The sequence below is a fragment of the Roseococcus sp. SYP-B2431 genome, assembly GCF_004336745.1.
In the GTDB taxonomy this organism is placed as follows: domain Bacteria; phylum Pseudomonadota; class Alphaproteobacteria; order Acetobacterales; family Acetobacteraceae; genus Roseococcus.
Genome location: NZ_SJXD01000022.1, coordinates 45158 through 60949, shown reverse-complemented (window position 1 = coordinate 60949; position 15792 = coordinate 45158). Strand labels below are relative to the sequence as shown.

17 protein-coding genes are annotated in these 15792 nt (G+C 71.8%); 11 read left to right on the top strand and 6 right to left on the bottom strand.

What is annotated here, in order from left to right; all coding sequences use genetic code 11:
* Positions 1–5: 5 nt before the first annotated feature.
* Positions 6–734: a hypothetical protein gene (locus EJV46_RS08265; RefSeq protein ID WP_131548150.1), complete on the bottom strand. Its 729-nt coding sequence runs from the start codon at positions 732–734 to the stop codon at positions 6–8.
* A 223-nt stretch (positions 735–957) separates the two neighbouring features.
* Between EJV46_RS08265 and grxC the strand changes: the two genes are divergently transcribed.
* The 6 genes from grxC to EJV46_RS08235 all read left to right on the top strand — a co-directional run bounded on the left by grxC (position 958) and on the right by EJV46_RS08235 (position 5399).
* Positions 958–1215, top strand: a complete 258-nt coding sequence (gene grxC / locus EJV46_RS08260; RefSeq protein WP_131548149.1) for a glutaredoxin 3 — start codon at positions 958–960, stop codon at positions 1213–1215.
* 93 nt (positions 1216–1308) lie between these two features.
* Positions 1309–1791: a DUF1178 family protein gene (locus EJV46_RS08255; protein WP_131548148.1), complete on the top strand. Its 483-nt coding sequence runs from the start codon at positions 1309–1311 to the stop codon at positions 1789–1791.
* The gene (locus tag EJV46_RS08250) at positions 1788–2726 is read left to right on the top strand and encodes a DnaJ C-terminal domain-containing protein (protein WP_240782511.1); all 939 of its coding nucleotides are present in this window, start codon (positions 1788–1790) and stop codon (positions 2724–2726) included. The genes EJV46_RS08255 and EJV46_RS08250 overlap by 4 nt, the downstream gene beginning before the upstream one ends.
* Positions 2723–2992 carry a chaperone modulator CbpM gene (locus EJV46_RS08245; RefSeq protein ID WP_131548146.1) on the top strand — a complete coding sequence of 90 codons (270 nt, stop codon included), beginning with the start codon at positions 2723–2725 and terminating at the stop codon, positions 2990–2992. Before EJV46_RS08250 ends, EJV46_RS08245 begins: the two co-directional genes overlap by 4 nt.
* 34 nt (positions 2993–3026) lie before the next feature.
* Positions 3027–4382, top strand: a complete 1356-nt coding sequence (cysG, locus tag EJV46_RS08240; protein ID WP_240782462.1) for a siroheme synthase CysG — start codon at positions 3027–3029, stop codon at positions 4380–4382.
* 51 nt (positions 4383–4433) lie between these two features.
* Entirely contained in the window at positions 4434–5399 is a 966-nt protein-coding gene (locus tag EJV46_RS08235) for a tripartite tricarboxylate transporter substrate binding protein (protein ID WP_131548144.1), read from the top strand.
* 9 nt (positions 5400–5408) lie between these two features.
* Here EJV46_RS08235 and EJV46_RS08230 read toward each other — a convergent pair whose 3' ends face one another.
* The 4 genes from EJV46_RS08230 to EJV46_RS08215 all read right to left on the bottom strand — a co-directional run bounded on the left by EJV46_RS08230 (position 5409) and on the right by EJV46_RS08215 (position 9774).
* A complete protein-coding gene (locus EJV46_RS08230; protein ID WP_131548143.1) occupies positions 5409–5849 on the bottom strand; it encodes a DNA polymerase III subunit chi in 441 nt (146 codons plus the stop codon).
* 63 nt (positions 5850–5912) lie between these two features.
* Complete coding sequence (locus tag EJV46_RS08225) at positions 5913–6893, bottom strand: NADPH:quinone reductase (protein WP_131548142.1); 981 nt, start codon at positions 6891–6893, stop codon at positions 5913–5915.
* An 18-nt stretch (positions 6894–6911) separates the two neighbouring features.
* Positions 6912–8297 carry a M17 family metallopeptidase gene (locus EJV46_RS08220; RefSeq protein WP_131548141.1) on the bottom strand — a complete coding sequence of 462 codons (1386 nt, stop codon included), beginning with the start codon at positions 8295–8297 and terminating at the stop codon, positions 6912–6914.
* A gap of 4 nt (positions 8298–8301) precedes the next feature.
* On the bottom strand, positions 8302–9774 hold the full coding sequence (locus EJV46_RS08215) for a leucyl aminopeptidase (RefSeq protein ID WP_131548140.1): 1473 nt from the start codon (positions 9772–9774) through the stop codon (positions 8302–8304).
* Positions 9775–9861: 87 nt separating this feature from the next.
* On the opposite strand from EJV46_RS08215, the gene EJV46_RS08210 reads away from it, so the two are divergent.
* On the top strand, positions 9862–10629 hold the full coding sequence (locus tag EJV46_RS08210) for a 3'(2'),5'-bisphosphate nucleotidase CysQ (protein ID WP_131548139.1): 768 nt from the start codon (positions 9862–9864) through the stop codon (positions 10627–10629).
* Entirely contained in the window at positions 10626–11582 is a 957-nt protein-coding gene (locus tag EJV46_RS08205) for an L-threonylcarbamoyladenylate synthase (RefSeq protein WP_131548138.1), read from the top strand. The genes EJV46_RS08210 and EJV46_RS08205 overlap by 4 nt, the downstream gene beginning before the upstream one ends.
* A 31-nt stretch (positions 11583–11613) precedes the next feature.
* On the opposite strand, the gene EJV46_RS08200 is transcribed toward EJV46_RS08205, so the two are convergent.
* Positions 11614–11919, bottom strand: coding sequence for a hypothetical protein (locus EJV46_RS08200; RefSeq protein ID WP_131548137.1), 306 nt, complete (start codon positions 11917–11919; stop codon positions 11614–11616).
* A gap of 162 nt (positions 11920–12081) precedes the next feature.
* On the opposite strand from EJV46_RS08200, the gene EJV46_RS08195 reads away from it, so the two are divergent.
* From EJV46_RS08195 to lptG, 3 genes are read left to right on the top strand one after another with little or no spacing between them, the layout of a single operon-like run.
* Positions 12082–13509 (top strand): FAD-binding oxidoreductase, encoded by a 1428-nt coding sequence (locus tag EJV46_RS08195; protein WP_131548136.1) that lies wholly within the window; start codon positions 12082–12084, stop codon positions 13507–13509.
* Positions 13510–13539: 30 nt separating this feature from the next.
* Positions 13540–14670: an LPS export ABC transporter permease LptF gene (gene lptF, locus EJV46_RS08190; RefSeq protein WP_131548135.1), complete on the top strand. Its 1131-nt coding sequence runs from the start codon at positions 13540–13542 to the stop codon at positions 14668–14670.
* On the top strand, positions 14667–15791 hold the full coding sequence (lptG, locus tag EJV46_RS08185) for an LPS export ABC transporter permease LptG (RefSeq protein WP_131548134.1): 1125 nt from the start codon (positions 14667–14669) through the stop codon (positions 15789–15791). Before lptF ends, lptG begins: the two co-directional genes overlap by 4 nt.
* Position 15792 lies beyond the last annotated feature (1 nt).

Genomic DNA, 15792 nt, shown 5'->3' with positions numbered 1-15792 from the left:
GACTGTCAGGACGCGATCCATTTCGCGCCCCGGCAGCGGCCGACATATTGGAAGAACTTGTGGTTGATGAGGGTGCCGTAGAGGTAGCTTGGGCTATAATGCCCTGGCTCGCGATCAAAGAAGTCGTGCATGGTCAGATTCTTCGACTGATGGCTGACGCTTGTGAGCGTGTTGTTGTCCTCAAGGGCGGCTACATAGCAAAAGACAACATGCTCGGAACAGAATAGATCGAATCGGTGGGCCTTGATGTTCCGAATGGCGCGCTGAAGCCGGTTCTCGTTGCTGCTCGATATCAGCGACGGCAAGGCGGACAGGCCGGCGCCCAGAATGGTATAGTTCACCTTACCGGCCCGCATGAGGGCGTTGTTCGCTTCCACGGCGGCAAGCGCGATCTGGCGGAACTGGCACCTGAAGACGTCGTAGGTGTATCCGGCATTCTCGCCGGACAGATTGTGGTTGTTCAGCCCCTCCTTGCTCATTTCCGCGATCATCGTCCCGGAGCTGGCGAGCCCCGCATGCGAGAAGGCCGCGTGGTCTCCGGTGAGTGTCGCCGCCTCGACAAGGCTGATGCCGATGTTCAGGAGACTTTTATCATTCATCTTGAGCAGGATATCGCCCGGCTCAAGCGGCCCGGAAGGCCGGACGGCGGGCTTGGGTGGCGAGTAGACGTCCTTCACATAGGAATGGATCTTGTAGGGAGCGGACATCTTCCAGACGGTGTCGAGGTTCAGCACCCGTTCTCTCCGGTTGTATGACATGGCATTTGAACAACTTCCGGTTGTTATTTACACCGAAATTTGCAGGCTGCGGAAGACCGTTGCTGGATCCGGTCGGCCGATTGTGCCCGCTGACGTTCGAGCCACGCCCACCGCGCCGAGCCTTGGCGCGAGGGAGGGCCGGTGGCGACTTGCAATGGGTGACTTGCAAAACGCGGCGGCCGAGCCTTTCTATGAACGCATGGCACAGGTCGAAATCTACACGCAGGTCTTCTGTCCCTATTGCGACCGGGCGCGCGCCCTGCTCGAGCGAAAGGGCGTCGATTTCCAGGAATTCGATGCGCCGCGCGGCAGCCAGGCCCGCAAGGACGCGATCGAGCGCTCGGGCGGCCGCACGACGGTCCCGCAGATCTTCATCGACGGGAAGCCCATCGGTGGTTCGGACGATCTCTCGGCGCTGGAGCGCGCCGGCAAGCTGGATGCGCTGCTGGCGGCGTGAAAACGCCCGTCTTGTCAGGGCGCTCCATCTCTCCCCATGTGAAGCCGAGATGACCGGTTGCCATCAGGGCCCATCCGGTCGAGGTTCACCGGAATGATCCGCTTTTCACTACGTTGCGAAAACGAGCACCAGTTCGAGAGCTGGTTCAAGGACGGCGCCGCCTATGACCGCATGGCCGAGGCGGGCCTCGTCGAATGCCCGACCTGCGGGGAGGCGCGCGTCTCCAAGGCGCTGATGACGCCGGCCGTCGCGAAGGCGCCGGGCGTGAAGGGCCGCGCTGAGGCGCCGCCCGCCTTGCCCGCGAAGCCGCCCGCGCCGCCCGCCGAGGGCCCCCACCATGCGGCCGGCCCCATGCCTGCGCAGGTCGTGGCCCTCCTCCAGCGCATGCGCCACGAGATCGAGACCAATTGCGACTATGTCGGTCCCGACTTCGCCAAGGAGGCCCGCCGCATCCATGAGGGCGAGGTCGAGGCGCGCGGCATCTACGGCGAGGCCAGCGACGAGGAGGCCGAGGCCCTCCGCGACGACGGCATCGACATCGCGCGTCTGCCCTGGGTTCCGCGTTCGGACGGCTGATGGCGGAAGATCCTTACAAGGTCCTGGGAGTGGCGCGCGACGCAACGCCGGAGGCGATCAAGTCGGCCTACCGCAAGCTCGCGCGCAAGCACCATCCGGACCTGAATCCCGGCAAGCCCGAGGCCGAGGAGAAATTCAAGGCCGCCTCCGCCGCCCATGACCTCCTGTCCGACCCTGAGCGGCGCGCGCGCTACGACCGCGGCGAGATCGACGCCGAGGGCCAGGAGAAGGCGCCGCCCGGCTATGGCGGCCCGGGCGGATTCAATCCGGGCGGCTATCGCCGGCAGGCGGAGGAGCCCTTCGGCGCCCGCTACGGCCAGGCCCCCGAGGGCATGTTCGAGGATCTCTTCGCCGATATCTTCGAGGCGCGGCGCCGTGCCGAGACGGGGCCGCGCCGCGGCACGGACGAATCCTATCGCCTGAACGTCGCCTTCCTCGACGCCGTGCGCGGCGCCACCCGCCAGCTCACCCTGCCGGACGGCAAGGCGCTCAGCGTGAAGATTCCGCCCGGCGTCGTCTCCGGCCAGGTGCTGCGCCTCCGCGGCCAGGGCGGGCCCGGCGGCAACGGCGGCCCCGCGGGCGACGCGCTCATCGAGCTCGATGTGGCGGCCCACGAATTCCTCCGACGCGACGGCAACGATCTCCGCATGGACCTGCCCGTGACGCTGAAGGAGACGGTCCTCGGCGGCCCGGTGGTGGTGCCGACGCCGCACGGCTCGCTCCGCGTGAACCTGCCCGCCGGCAGCGACAGCGGCCGCACCATCCGCCTGCGCGGCAAGGGCGTGGCCGGGCACGGCCAGCGCGCGGCCGGCGATCTCTTCCTCACGCTGCGGGTGGCGGTCGGCACGCCCGACGCCGCGCTCGAGGAATTCGTCCGCGGCTGGGAACCGGAACACCCGGAGGATCCCCGCGCCGGGCTGGAGTTCGGGGAGTGATCACCCTCGACATCCTCTGCGCCCGCTTCTCCTCGCTTCAGGAGGGCGACCTGGAGCGCTGGATCTGCGCCGGCCATGTCCGCGCCGAGCGCCGCGGCGCCGAGCTGATCTTCGAGGAGATCGACGCCGAGCGCGTCCGCCTCATCCTCGAGCTGCGCGACGTGATGCAGGTGAACGAGGAGGCGCTGCCCGTCGTCCTTTCGCTGCTGGACCAGCTCTACGCCCTGCGCCGCCGCCTGCGCGACCTTGGCGCCCTCCCGGGCTGAGCGGCGCCTGTCGCGGCAGGCCGGAATTGACCGCATGCTGCGCGAGGCCGAAAATCCCCGCCTGATGCGCCATTTTCCCGCCTTCCTGGACCTCGCGGGCCGGCCGGTGCTCCTCCTCGGAGAGGGCGAGGCGCTCGCGGCCAAATCCGCGCTGCTGCGTGCGGCCGGCGCGGAGCTGCGCGAGGCCGCGCATTTCGAGGAGCCGCTGCTGGACGGCTGCGCCCTCGTCGTGGCCGCCGGCGCGCCGGAGGAGGAACTGCACGCCCTGCACGAGGCCTGCCTGCGCCGCGGCATTCCGGTCAACGTGGTGGACCGTCCGGAGCTGTGCAGCTTCATCACGCCGGCCATCGTGACGCGCGACGACATCACGATCGGTATTTCGACGGGCGGCGCGGCGCCCGTGCTGGCGCGGCTGATCCGCCAGAAGGTGGAGGCGGCGCTGCCGCCGCTCATCGGGCGTGTCGCCGCGCTGGGCCGGCACTTCCAGCGGGCCGTCCGTGCGCGCCTGCCGAGCCTGCCCGCGCGCCGCAGCTTCATGGAGCGCGCCCTGACCGGCGAGCCGGCCGAGCTGGCCCTGAGCGGCCGCCAGTCCGAGGCCGAAGCCGCCTTCGCCCGCATGCTCGACGCCGCCGACGCCGCGCCGCGCGGCTTCGTCCAGCTGGTCGGCGGCGGCCCCGGCGCGGCCGACCTCCTCACGCTGCGCGCCCTGCGCGCGCTGGGCGAGGCCGACGTCATCGTCCATGACCGCCTGGTCAGCGCCGAGGTGCTCGACCTCGCCCGGCGCGATGCGCGCCGCATCTTCGTCGGCAAGAGGCGCGCGGCGCATTGCGTGCCGCAGGAGGGCATCAACACGCTGCTCGTCGAGCTGGCGCGCGAGGGGCTGCGCGTGGTGCGCCTCAAGGGCGGCGACCCCTTCGTCTTCGGCCGTGGCGGCGAGGAGGCCCAGGCCCTGGCCGCCGCCGGCATTCCCTTCGAGGTGGTGCCCGGCGTTACCGCGGCCCTCGGCTGCGCGGCGCAGGCCGGCATCCCGCTGACCCATCGCGACGCGGCGCAGATGCTCACCTTCGTCACCGGCCACACGCGCGAGGGCCGGCTGGACCTGGACTTTCCCGCACTCGCCCGCTCGCGGCAGACGCTGGCCGTCTATATGGGCCTCACGACGCTCGCCGCGCTCCGCGACGGCCTGGCGCGGGAGGGCTTCGACCTTGCCACCCCCGCGGCCCTGATCGAGCGTGGCGGCTCGCCCCGGCAGCGCGATCTGCGTGGCAGCTTCGCCCAGGTGGTGGCCCAGGCGCCGGGCTGGGCGGGCGACGGTCCCATCCTGCTGCTGCTCGGCGAGGCGGTGGCGCTCGGCGCCTTGCCGGCCTCGCAGGTCGCGGAAAGGGCCTGACAGGCCCTGCGCGGCGGCGGAATCCGGGCTATGGAGGGGGCGGAGGAGCCCATGAAACGTCGCCTTTTCAGCCGTCTGTCCCTTGGCGGCCTGCTGTCCGCGCCCGCCATCGCCCGCGCGCAGACCCAGTCCCCGCTGCGCCTGATCGTGCCCGCCCCGCCGGGCGGCAGCACCGACATCCTTGCCCGCGTGGTGGGCGAGCGGGCCAGCACGCTGCTGCGCCAGCCGGTCGTGGTGGACAATCGCGGCGGCGCCGGCGGCATCATCGGCACCGAGGCTGCGGCGCGCGCGGCGCCCGACGGCAACACCATCATCCTCGGCCACAACCAGACCCACGCCTCCAACCAGTGGATGACGCGGAACCTGCCCTATCAGGTGGTGGAGAGCTTCGCGCCCATCGCGCGGCTGGCGACGGTGCATCACGCGACGGTGGTGCCGGCGAATTCGCCCGCGCGGGACATGGCGGGGCTGATCGAGCGGGGGCGCGGCGGGCGGCGGATTTCCTATGCCTCCTCGCAGGCCGGCTCGGCGAGCCATGTGATCGCGGAGACCCTCGTGCGCCGCTCGGCGATGGACGCGGTGCACGTGCCCTATCGCGGCGGCGGCCCGGCCACGACGGACACGGTGGCGGGCGTGGTGGACTTCTACGTCTCCACCTGGCCGGGCGTGGTGGCGCTGGTGCGGGAGGGCCGCCTGCGGGCGCTGTCCATCGGCGCGCCCGCGCGGCTGGAGGATTTTCCCGCCGTGCCGACGGTGGCCGAGGCGGGCGTGCCCTTCATGGCGGTCGACGCCTGGTTCGGCCTCTTCGCGCCGAAGGGCGTGGAGCCCGGGCGGGTGACGCGTCTGTCCCTGGCCTTCCTAGAGGCGCTGTCCCAGGCCGATGTCGCGGCCCGCGCGGTGCAGGCCGGGCTGAACGCGGCGCCGATGGGCGCCGTGGATTTCGCGGTCTTCCAGCTCGCAGAGGTGCGCCGCTGGCAGGAGATGGCGCAACTCACCGGGATCATGATGGAGAGCTGAGGGGGCGGACTACGCCTTCCTCTCCCAGCCCTTCTCCGTCTGCTGCCAATAGGCGAGGGTGTGGCCCGCCTCCTTCGCGGCCTTCCAGCGCTGCCGTGCCGCCGCGACGGCCCTCTCGTCGCCGCCGTCGAAGAGATCGAAGGCCCGCGCGTAGTCCGCGAGATGCGCGCTCTCCGCGCCCTCGGTCAGGAAGAGATGCGCCGCGCCGTTCGCCGCCGGCCCGTCCTGCACGGTCAGGAAGATCGGCTGCTCCGCCGGATCGCGCGTGCCATGGGGCAGCCAGTCGGGCTCCGGGCAGAGCCAGAGCGCGTCGTCGAGCGACTTCATCCGCTCCTCGCTGGCGCAGAGCACCTGGGCGCGGGCCGGAATGGCCAACACGCGGCCGAGCAGGCGGGGCAGCGCCTGCTCCAGCGTGCTGCGGGTGAGGTGGTAGAAGCCGATCTCAGCCATTGGGCTGCCTCTGCGCGGCCGGAAGGGTTGGTGCGGCGGCCGCCGGCCGCGCGAAGGACATCCTCACGGCACCGTCAGTACCACATTCCCCATGACGGTGCCCGCCTGCACCAGGTCATGCGCCGCCGCGCATTCGCTCAGCGGCATGGTCACCGCGACCTTGTGCTGCAGGCCACCCTCCGCGAGGAAGCGCGCCAGCAGCGCCTCGCATTCGGCGCGCGGGCCGGCGGCGAGCTCGTAGACGATGAAGAAGCGGATCGCGAATCCGCCCAGGATCATCGGCCCGAAATTCACCCCGACTTCGCGCTCGGCCGAGCCATAGGCGACGCAGATCCCGTCCGGCGCGAGGACCGCCGGCAGCAGGCCGACATTGCCCGAGAGATCCACCTCCACCACGCGGTCCACGCCGCGGCCGCCGGTGAGTTCCCTCACCCGCGCCGCCACGTCCTCGCGGCGGTAGTCGATGGCGGCATCGGCACCCGCGCCGCGCGCCTGCTCGGCCTTGGCCTCCGAGCTGACCGTCGCGAGCACCTGCGCCGCACCCAGCCGCTTCGCGAACTGGATGGCATAGTGCCCCACGGCCCCCGCGCCGCCCGCCACCAGCACCGATTGCCCGGCGACGCCGCCATCGGTCGTGACCGCGCGCAGGGCGGTGAGCGCCGGAATGCCGAGGCAGGCGCCGGCCTCGAAGCTCAGCGAATCCGGCATGGCCCCGGCCTGTGCGGCGGGGAGCGCGACATATTCGGCCGCCGTGCCGAAGGGCCGCTTCCACTGGGCGTTCCAGATCCAGACGCGCTGGCCCAGCCGCGCTGCATCCACGCCGGCGCCGAGCTTCTCGATCACGCCGGCGCCGTCGCTGTGCGGGATCACCCGCGCCGCGGCCATCGGGCGCGAGCCGCCGCGCGTCTTCCAGTCCGAGGGGTTCACGCCCGAGGCATGCACGCGCACCAGCACCTCCCCGGCCGCGGGTTCGGGGGTGGGCATCTCGCCATGGACCAGAACGTCGCGCGCGGGCCCGTTCCGCTCGTACCAGACGGCTTTCATCGCATTCTCCCTAAAGCATCATACCCGGTGCGGGTCCTCGAAATGCCGTTCCACCAGCGCGTCCAGCAGGCGCACGCCGAAGCCAGTGGGCGTGCCTTTCGCGGCGAGAAGATCGTCCGTCTCCGCCGTGTCCATGCCCGCGATGTCGAGATGCGCCCAGGGCAGGGTGCCCACGAACTCCCGCAGGAAGGCCGCCGCGTTGGAGGCGTCGGAGACGAAGCGCGTCCCGTCGGGCACGCATTGCCGGAGGTCCGCGATGTCGCTGTTGAGCTCCTCGCGATGCCTCCCGCCGATCGGCAGCGGCCAAAGCCGCTCGCCCACCGCTTCCCCGGCCGCCGCGACGGCGGCGCCCAGCGCCGCGTCATTGTGGAACAGCCCCGCCCGATGATGGCCGAGCGCGGTGATCACGCTGCCGGTCAGCGTCGCCAGGTCCAGCACGGCCTGGGGCCGGAAGCGCGTGACGGCGAGGTGCAGCGCGTCGGCCAGCACGAGGCGGCCTTCGGCATCCGTGTCCACGACCTCCACCGTGCGGCCGCTCATCATGCGCAGCACGTCGCCGGGCCGGTAGGCGGAGCCGCTGGTCATGTTCTCCGCGATGGCGAGGATCGCCACGGCGGGGCAGGGGGATTTCCGCCGCGCCAGCGCCAGCATCGCCCCGGCGCAGGCGGCGGCGCCGGCCATGTCGGCGCGCATCGCCTCCATCCCGGCCGCGCCCTTGATGGAGATGCCGCCGGTGTCGAAGCACAGCCCCTTGCCGACGAAGGCGACCGGCGGCGCCCTGAAGCCGCCCTTCCAGCGCAGGACCACGATCCGCGGCGGCACCGCGCTGCCGCCGCCCACCGCCAGGATCCCGCCCGCGCCGAGCCTTCTCAGCGCCGGGCGCCCGAACTCCTCGACCTCGATGCCGTCGCTTTCCAGGCCGCGCAGCCGCCGCGCGAATTCCTTCGGCGTGAGGCGGTTGGCCGGCTCGGCCACCAGCTCGCGGGCCAGAAGCACGCCGGAGAGCCGGGCCTCCGCCCGCGCCCAGGCGTCCGCCAGCGCCGCCGGATCGTCCACCAGCAGCTCCAGCCGCCGCGGCCCCGGCGCGCGGCGCGCCTTCAGGATCTCGAAGCGCCAGGCCCGCAGCACGGCGCCGACGCCCAGGCCGACGGCGAAATGCGCCGGCAATTCGCGCGCATCCAGCGCCACCCGCGGTGCCCGGCCCGCGGCGGCGATGCAGGCGGCGCCGACGCCCTCCCATTCCGTCGCGGTGGCGGCGTGGTCGGCGCCGATCCAGCGCTCGCCGGGCGAGAGCTCCAGCACCTGGCCTTGTCGGCCCGCGAAACCGGAGGGATGCGGCGCGCCCTCGGCGATCGGACGCAGCAGGACCGCGTCCTTCGACAGCCCGCGCCGCAGCTTGATCAAGGGATCAACCCTCGTAATGGTCCGCCACGAGGCGATCGAGCATCCGCACGCCATAGGCCGTGGCGCCCTTCGGGATGATCGGCGCGTCCTTGCTGCTCCAGGCAGTGCCGGCGATGTCGAGATGCGCCCAGGGCCGGCCCTGCACGAAGCGCTGGATGAACTGCGCCGCCGTGATCGAGCCGCCGGCGCGCCCGCCGCCGACATTCTTCATGTCCGCGATGTCGGACTTGATCTGCTTGTCATAGGCCTCGCCCAGCGGCATGCGCCAGGCGGCCTCGCCGGTCGCGAGGCCGGCGGCAAGGATGCGCGCGGCCAGCTCCTCGTCGTTCGAGAAGAGGCCCGCATGCTCATGCCCCAGGGCGACGATGATCGCGCCCGTCAGCGTGGCGAGGTCCACCATCAGCTTCGGATCGTATTTCTCGATCGCGTAGTGGATGACGTCCGCCAGGACGAGGCGGCCTTCGGCATCCGTGTTGATCACCTCGATGGTCTGGCCCGAGGCGGAGGTCACCACGTCGCCGGGGCGCTGGGCGTTGTCGCCCGGCATGTTCTCGACGAGGCCGATCAGCCCCACCACGTCGCACTTCGCCTTGCGCCCGGCCAGCGCCGCCATGAGGCCCGTGACGGTGCCGGCGCCGGCCATGTCCCACTTCATGTCCTCCATGCCGCCGGCCGGCTTGATGGAGATGCCGCCGGTGTCGAAGGTCACGCCCTTGCCGATGAAGCAGACGGGCTTCTCCGCCTTCTTCTTGCCGCCGCTGAGGCCGTTCCAGCGCATCACCACCATGCGGGCCTCGTTGATGCTGCCCTGCGCCACGCCGAGCAGCGCGCCGAAGCCGAGCTTCCTCATCTCCTTGGGGCCGAGCACCTCGACCTCGAGGCCGAGCTTCGTCAGCTCCTTGCAGCGGTCGGCGAACTCGGCCGGGAAGAGCACGTTCGGCGGCTCGGAGACCAGGTCGCGCGTCAGGAAGACGCCCTGCGCCACGGCCTTCATCGGCGCATGGGCCGCCTTGGCGCCAGAAGGGTCGGCCGCCAGGACGGTGATCTTGTCGAGCTTCGGCTTGTCCTCGGCCTTCTCGGTCGTGCGGTAGCGGTCGAAGCGATAGGCGCGCAGCGCGGCGCCCATGCCGATGGCGGCGGCCTGGGCCGCGCTCAGCCCGTCGGCGGCGACGGTGCACTGCGTCTCGCCCGAGACCTGCGGGTAGATGCCGCCGCCGAGCTTCTCGGCGTCCAGGCCGGCCAGCGGACCCATGCCCACCACCAGCAGCTTGGTGACGGTGACGACCGGGGCCCAGAGCGTGACCGACTGGCCCTTCCTGCCCTTGAAGGAGGCGGCTTCCAGCGCGCGGGTCAGGCCGCCTTCCATCTCGGTGTCCAGCTGCGCGGCCAAGCCCTCGGGCGCGGCGCCTTCGGCGATCAGGAGGACGAGCGCGCCGGCCTTCGGGAGCGCCGGCTTGGAGAAGGCGATGTCGAGCATGGGATTTCCCGGCTTTCCTGAGTTGGGACGGACAATAGGGTCGCCCTCGCCTTGCGTCATCCCATGCGGCGGCGATAGACCCGCCGCATGGATCGCACCGCCCTGCTCGAGCTCGCCGTGGGACTGGCCCGCGATGCGGGCGGGGCCATCGAGGCCGTGCGCCGCGCCGGCTTCGCCATCGAGCGCAAGGGCGACGCCAGTCCCGTCACCGCGGCCGACCGGCTGGCCGAGGGGATCATCACCGAGGGGCTGCTCAAGGCCCTGCCGGACTGGCTCGTCGTCGGCGAGGAGGCCTGCGCGGAGAGCGGCATGCCGGCGCCGGAGGAGACCTTCTGGCTCGTCGATCCGCTCGACGGCACACGGGAATTCGCCGCGGGGCGCGACGAATACGTCACCTGCATCGCGCTCGTCGTGGCGCGGCGGCCGGTGCTGGGGGTGATCGGCGTCCCCTCGAAGGGCGACATCTATGCCGGGATCGTGGGGCAGGGCGCCTGGCTGGAGAGCGGCGGGGCGCGGCGCCCCATTGCCGCGCGGAGGCCGCCGGGCGAGGGCTTGCACCTCCTCGACAGCCGCTCGCACCGCGACGACGCCGCGACCGAGGGCTTCTGCCGCGGCCTGCGCATCGCCGCCACGACGCGGATGGGATCGGCGCTGAAATTCGCCTGGCTGGCCGAGGGGCGCGCGGATGTCATGCCGCGGCTCAATTCAGGCATCATGGAATGGGACACGGCGGCGGGGCAGGCCCTGCTGGAGGCGGCGGGCGGCCGGGTCGTGGACGCGGCCGGCGCGCCGCTGGCCTATGGCAAGCCGGGCTACCGCAACCCGGGCTTCGTGGCCTGGGGGGCCGCTCCATGACGGTCCTTCTCGACGACCCGCTGGATGCCGCGGCGCTGATCCTCGCCGGCGAGCTGGTCGCCTTCGCGACCGAGACGGTCTACGGCCTCGGCGCCGATGCGCGGAACGGCAAGGCCGTGGCCGGCATCTTCGAGGCCAAGGGCCGGCCGCACTTCAATCCGCTGATCTGCCATTTCCCCGACGCCGAATCCGCCTGGGCCGAGGTCCGCCCCGACGACCGGGCCCGCGCCCTGGCCGCGGCCTTCTGGCCGGGCCCGCTCACCCTCGTGCTGCCGCGCCGGGCCGATTGCCGGGTGGACCTGCTGGCCGGCGCCGGGCTCGACACGCTGGCGGTGCGGGTGCCGGCGCATGACGGCGCGCTGGCGCTGCTGCGCGCGGCCGGGACGCCGGTGGCCGCGCCCTCGGCCAACCGCTCGGGCCGGGTGAGCCCGACCAGCGCTGCGCATGTGATGGAGGAGCTCTCCGGCCGCATCGCCGCCGTGCTGGAGGGGGGCGACTGCCCGGTCGGCGTCGAATCCACGGTGCTGGACCTGGCGGCCGGCGGGGCGGTGCTGCTGCGCCCGGGCGGCGTGCCGGTGGAGGCCATCGAGGCGGTGATCGGCCCGGTCGGGCGGGCCGTTCCGCTCAGCGCGGCCGCCGGGCGCTCGCTGCGCAGCCCGGGAATGATGCTCTCCCACTACGCGCCCGCGTTGCCGGTGCGGCTGGATGCGACGGAGGTCGGCCCGGACGAGGCGCTGCTGGCCTTCGGCCCGCCTCTGCGCGGCGCCGGGACGGTTTTCCAGCTGTCGGAAACGGGCGATCTGCGCGAGGCGGCTTCGCGTCTCTTCTCCGGGCTGCGGACGCTGGATGCCTCGGGACGGCGGGGCATCGCCGCCATGCCGATCCCCGAGCGGGGGCTGGGCGCCGCGATCCGGGACCGGCTGGCCCGCGCCGCCGCGCCCCGCCACGCCTGACGGGCATCACTCAAGAGGCGAGGGGCGACAACTATCGCGTGATGACGCGGTAATGCTCCTGCTGCTCGCCTCTGCAGTCGCGCCTGAGCGGGCGAAGGCGCTCGGAATTGTGCGGATGGCCGATGCGGTTCTGCAGCGCGATCGCCTCGTCGATGGCCTGGTTGAAGCCTTCGCAGCCTTCGAGGCGGTTGATCACGCGCGCATCGCTGGAAGACTGGTAATAGGTGTTGCCCTGGGCGGGGCCGCGCGGCTTCTGCCACCAGTTCACCACGGCGAACCCGCCCGCGGCAAACACGACGAAGACGACCAGGATGCCGATGACACGTCCGGAAGCCATGGGGGGGTGCTCGTTTCAAAAAATGGATGGTGGTCATTTTAGCAGAGCCTAGGCCTTCGGCAATTCGGAATCCATCGGGGGTGTCCATCGGGGCACACGCATCTTGCCGGAGATGCGCAACGGGAGGATGGAGTGATTGCCGGGGCCGGGTATAACGCCTCGATGCCCGACGACCTCCGCCCCCACGGACTGCTGGACGCCTTCCGTGCCATCCTCGGCCCGAACGGAATGCTGACCCAGGCGTCCGACCTGGAGCCCTACCTCGCCGATTGGCGCGGCCTGTACCGCGGCCAGGCCATGGCGATGCTGCGGCCGGCCCGCACCGAGGAGGTCTCGGCCTGCGTGCGCCTCTGCGCCGAGCAGGGGATCACCATCATCCCGCAGGGCGGCAACACGTCCATGGTCGGCGGCGCGACGCCGGAGGCGCGGCCCGACCAGGTCATCCTCAGCCTCGCCCGCATGAACCGCGTGCGCGAGGTCGACACGGCCGACATGACCATGACGGTGGAGGCTGGGCTGGTGCTCGCCAGGGCCCAGCAGGTGGCGGCCGAGCACGGCACGCTCTTCCCGCTCAGTCTGGGCGCCGAGGGCTCGGCGATGATCGGCGGGCTGCTCTCCACCAATGCCGGCGGCAACACCACGGTCCGCTACGGCAATGCGCGCGAGCTGATGCTGGGCCTGGAGGTCGTGCTGCCGGACGGCGGCGTGATCCACGGCCTGCGCCGGCTGCGCAAGGACAACACCGGCTATGCGCTGCGCCACCTCTTCGTGGGGGCGGAGGGCACGCTGGGCATCATCACGGCCGCCGTGCTGCGGCTCTTCCCGGCCGCCAGGGAGACCGCGACGGCCCTCTGCGCCGTGCCCTCCGAGGACGCGGCCCTCGCCCTGTTCCGGCGCTTCCGCGCGGCCGACGAGGGCGCGGTGCGCGCCTTCGAGTACATGTCCGGCATCGGCATGGGGCTGGTGATGGACCATATCGAGGGCGCCACGCTGCCCGTCGCTCCCGGCTTCGAGCACTTCGTGCTGGTGGACCTCTCCGCCTCCCGCGAGGGCGCCGGGCTGCGCGGCCTGCTGGAGCAGGTGCTGGAGGCCGCGATGGAGGCGGGCGAGGTGCTGGACGCGGCACTCGCCGAATCCGAGGCCCAGCGCGCCGCCATCTGGCGCCTGCGCGAGGAGCATCCCGAGGCGCAGAAGCGCGCCGGCGCGAGCGTGAAGAGCGACGTCTCCGTGCCCGTCTCGTCGGTGCCCGAGCTGATCCGCCGCGCCTCGGCCGAGCTCGTGAAGCTGATCCCCGGCAGCCGGCCCGTGCCCTTCGGCCATATGGGCGACGGCAATATCCACATGAACCTGGAGCAGCCGGTCGGGATGGATCCGGCCGAGTTCCTGGCCCGCGCGCATGACATCATGGACTGCGTGAACGAGATCGTGCGCGACCTCGGCGGCAGCTTCAGCGCCGAGCACGGCGTGGGCCGCCTTAAGACCGACATGATGGAGGCCTGGCGCGGCGGCGCGGAGCTCTCGGCCATGCAGGCGATCAAGGCGGCGCTGGACCCGAAGGGGATCATGAATCCGGGCAAGGTGCTGCCTTGACGGCCCCCGCGTGACCGAGCAGGGGACCGCATGAGGCGGATCGACGTCTATGTCGCGCGGCAGCTCGGGCTGTCGCTGGTCGCCGTGACGGTGGGGCTGGCCGCGCTGGTCTGGCTCACCCAGTCGCTGCGCTTCATCGAGCTGGTGCTGGACCGCGGCCTTTCCATCTGGGTCTTTCTCGAGCTGACCGGCCTGCTGCTGCCGAGCTTCTTCGGGGTGATCCTGCCGATCACGGCCTTCGTCGTCACGCTGTTCACCTATGTCCGCCTCGCCTCCGACCGCGAGCTGGTGGTGATGCGCGCGGCCGGGCTGTCGAACTGGCAGCTCGCCAAGCCGGCGATGTTCATCTCGGGCCTGGCGATGAGCGTCTGCTTCGTCCTCAATATCTGGATCACGCCCGCCTCTCACGAGGCCTTCCGCGAGTGGCAGTTCGAGATCCGCAACCAGATGGCCGGCCTGCTGCTGCAGGAGGGCGTGTTCAGTTCGGTGGGCGACGACCTTACCGTCTATGCGCGCGACCGCGACTCGCAGGGCACGCTCCGCGGCATCCTGGTGCACGACGCGCGCGAGAGCGGCGCGCCGATTACGATCCTCGCCGAGACCGGGCGCATCACCTCCACGCCGCAGGGCCCGCGCGTGACGCTGTTCAACGGGCAGCGCCAGCAGGTGGAGCGCGTGACGCAGCCCGACGGCGCCAGCGCGCTGCGCCTCTCCGTGCTCACCTTCCAGGAGAACAGCCTCGACCTCGCCCGCGCCAGCCGCGCCGAGGGCCAGCGCTTCCGCAACGCGCAGGAACGCGACCTCGCCGAGCTCTTCCACCCGGAGGAGGGCGTCTCGCTGCGCGACCGCGGCCGCTTCCTGGCCGAGGCGCACCAGCGGCTGAGCGGGCCCCTCACGGCCATCAGCTTCTCGCTCCTGGCGCTGGCCGTCGCGCTGACCGGCCAGTTCCGGCGCTTCGGCGGCGGCTTCAACCTCTTCGTGGGCTGCATCATGATGGTCGGCCTGCTGGCGCTCGGCCTGGGCATCGGCAATGTGGCGGCGCGGCAGTCGGCGCTGCTGCCGCTGATCTGGGCGCATGCGCTGCTGCCGGGCCTGATCTCGGCCTGGGTGATCTCCGGCATGCCCGGCGTACCGACGCAGATCCGCGGCTACGCCCGATGATCGTCGCGCGCACCCTCACCTTCTATATCGGCCGGCGCTTCCTCACCGCGACGGCGGCCATGCTGCTGGCGCTGACCCTGCTGGTCTCGATGTTCGATTTCATCGAGCTGCTGCGCCGCGCCGCCACGCGGCCTGATGCCACCTTCGGCCTCGTGGCCTCCATCGCCGGGCTGCGCATGCCCTTCGTGGGCATGCAGATCCTGCCCTTCGCGATCCTGCTCGGCGGCATCGTCGCCTTCTGGCGGCTGACGCGATCCTCGGAGCTGATCGTGGCGCGCGCCGCCGGCATCTCAGCCTGGGGCTTCCTCTCCGGCCCGGTCGTCGTGGCCATGCTCTTCGGGGCGACCGCCATCATGGCGATCTCGCCCATCTCCTCGGCCATGCTCGCAAGGGCGGAGCGGCTGGACGCCTCCTTCCTGCGCGCCGGCGGCGGCGTGACGGCGCTGGCCGGCGGCCGGCTCTGGCTGCGCCAGGCGGATCGCGGGCTGGAGCCGAACGGCGTCGCCATCCTGTCCGGCCGGCCCGCGCGGCTGCTCGGCACCGACCGCGCGGCCGAATTCGTCCTGGCCGAGGTGACCGTGTGGCGGCTCTCTGCGGGCGACCTGAGCCTCGGCCGGATCGAGGCCCCGCGGGCGCGGCTGGCGCCCGGCCGCTGGATCCTGGAGGAGGCCGTGTCCTTCGGGCCGGACCGCGTGCCACGCCCGGCCGCGATCATCGACCTGCCGACCGACCTCACGCCCGACCGCATCGAGGACAGCTTCGCCTCGCCCGACACCCTCTCCTTCTGGGCGCTGCCCGGCTTCATCGCCGTGCTGGAGCATGCGGGCTTCTCGGCGCTCCGGCACCGGCTGCAGTTCCAGTCCATGCTGAGCACGCCGGCGCTGGCCATGACCATGGCCCTGCTGGCGGCGGGCTTCTCCATGCGCAACACCCGGCGCGGCGGCGTGGCCCAGAGCATCGCGGCCGGCGTCGCGGCCGGCTTCGGACTTTTCATGCTGGACCGCATCACCGGCGAGTTCGGCGAGGCGGGAACGCTGCCGGTCTGGCTCGCAGCCTGGGTGCCGACGGCCGCGGGGCTGCTCCTGGCCCTGGCGCTGCTGCTCCATCTGGAGGATGGGTAGC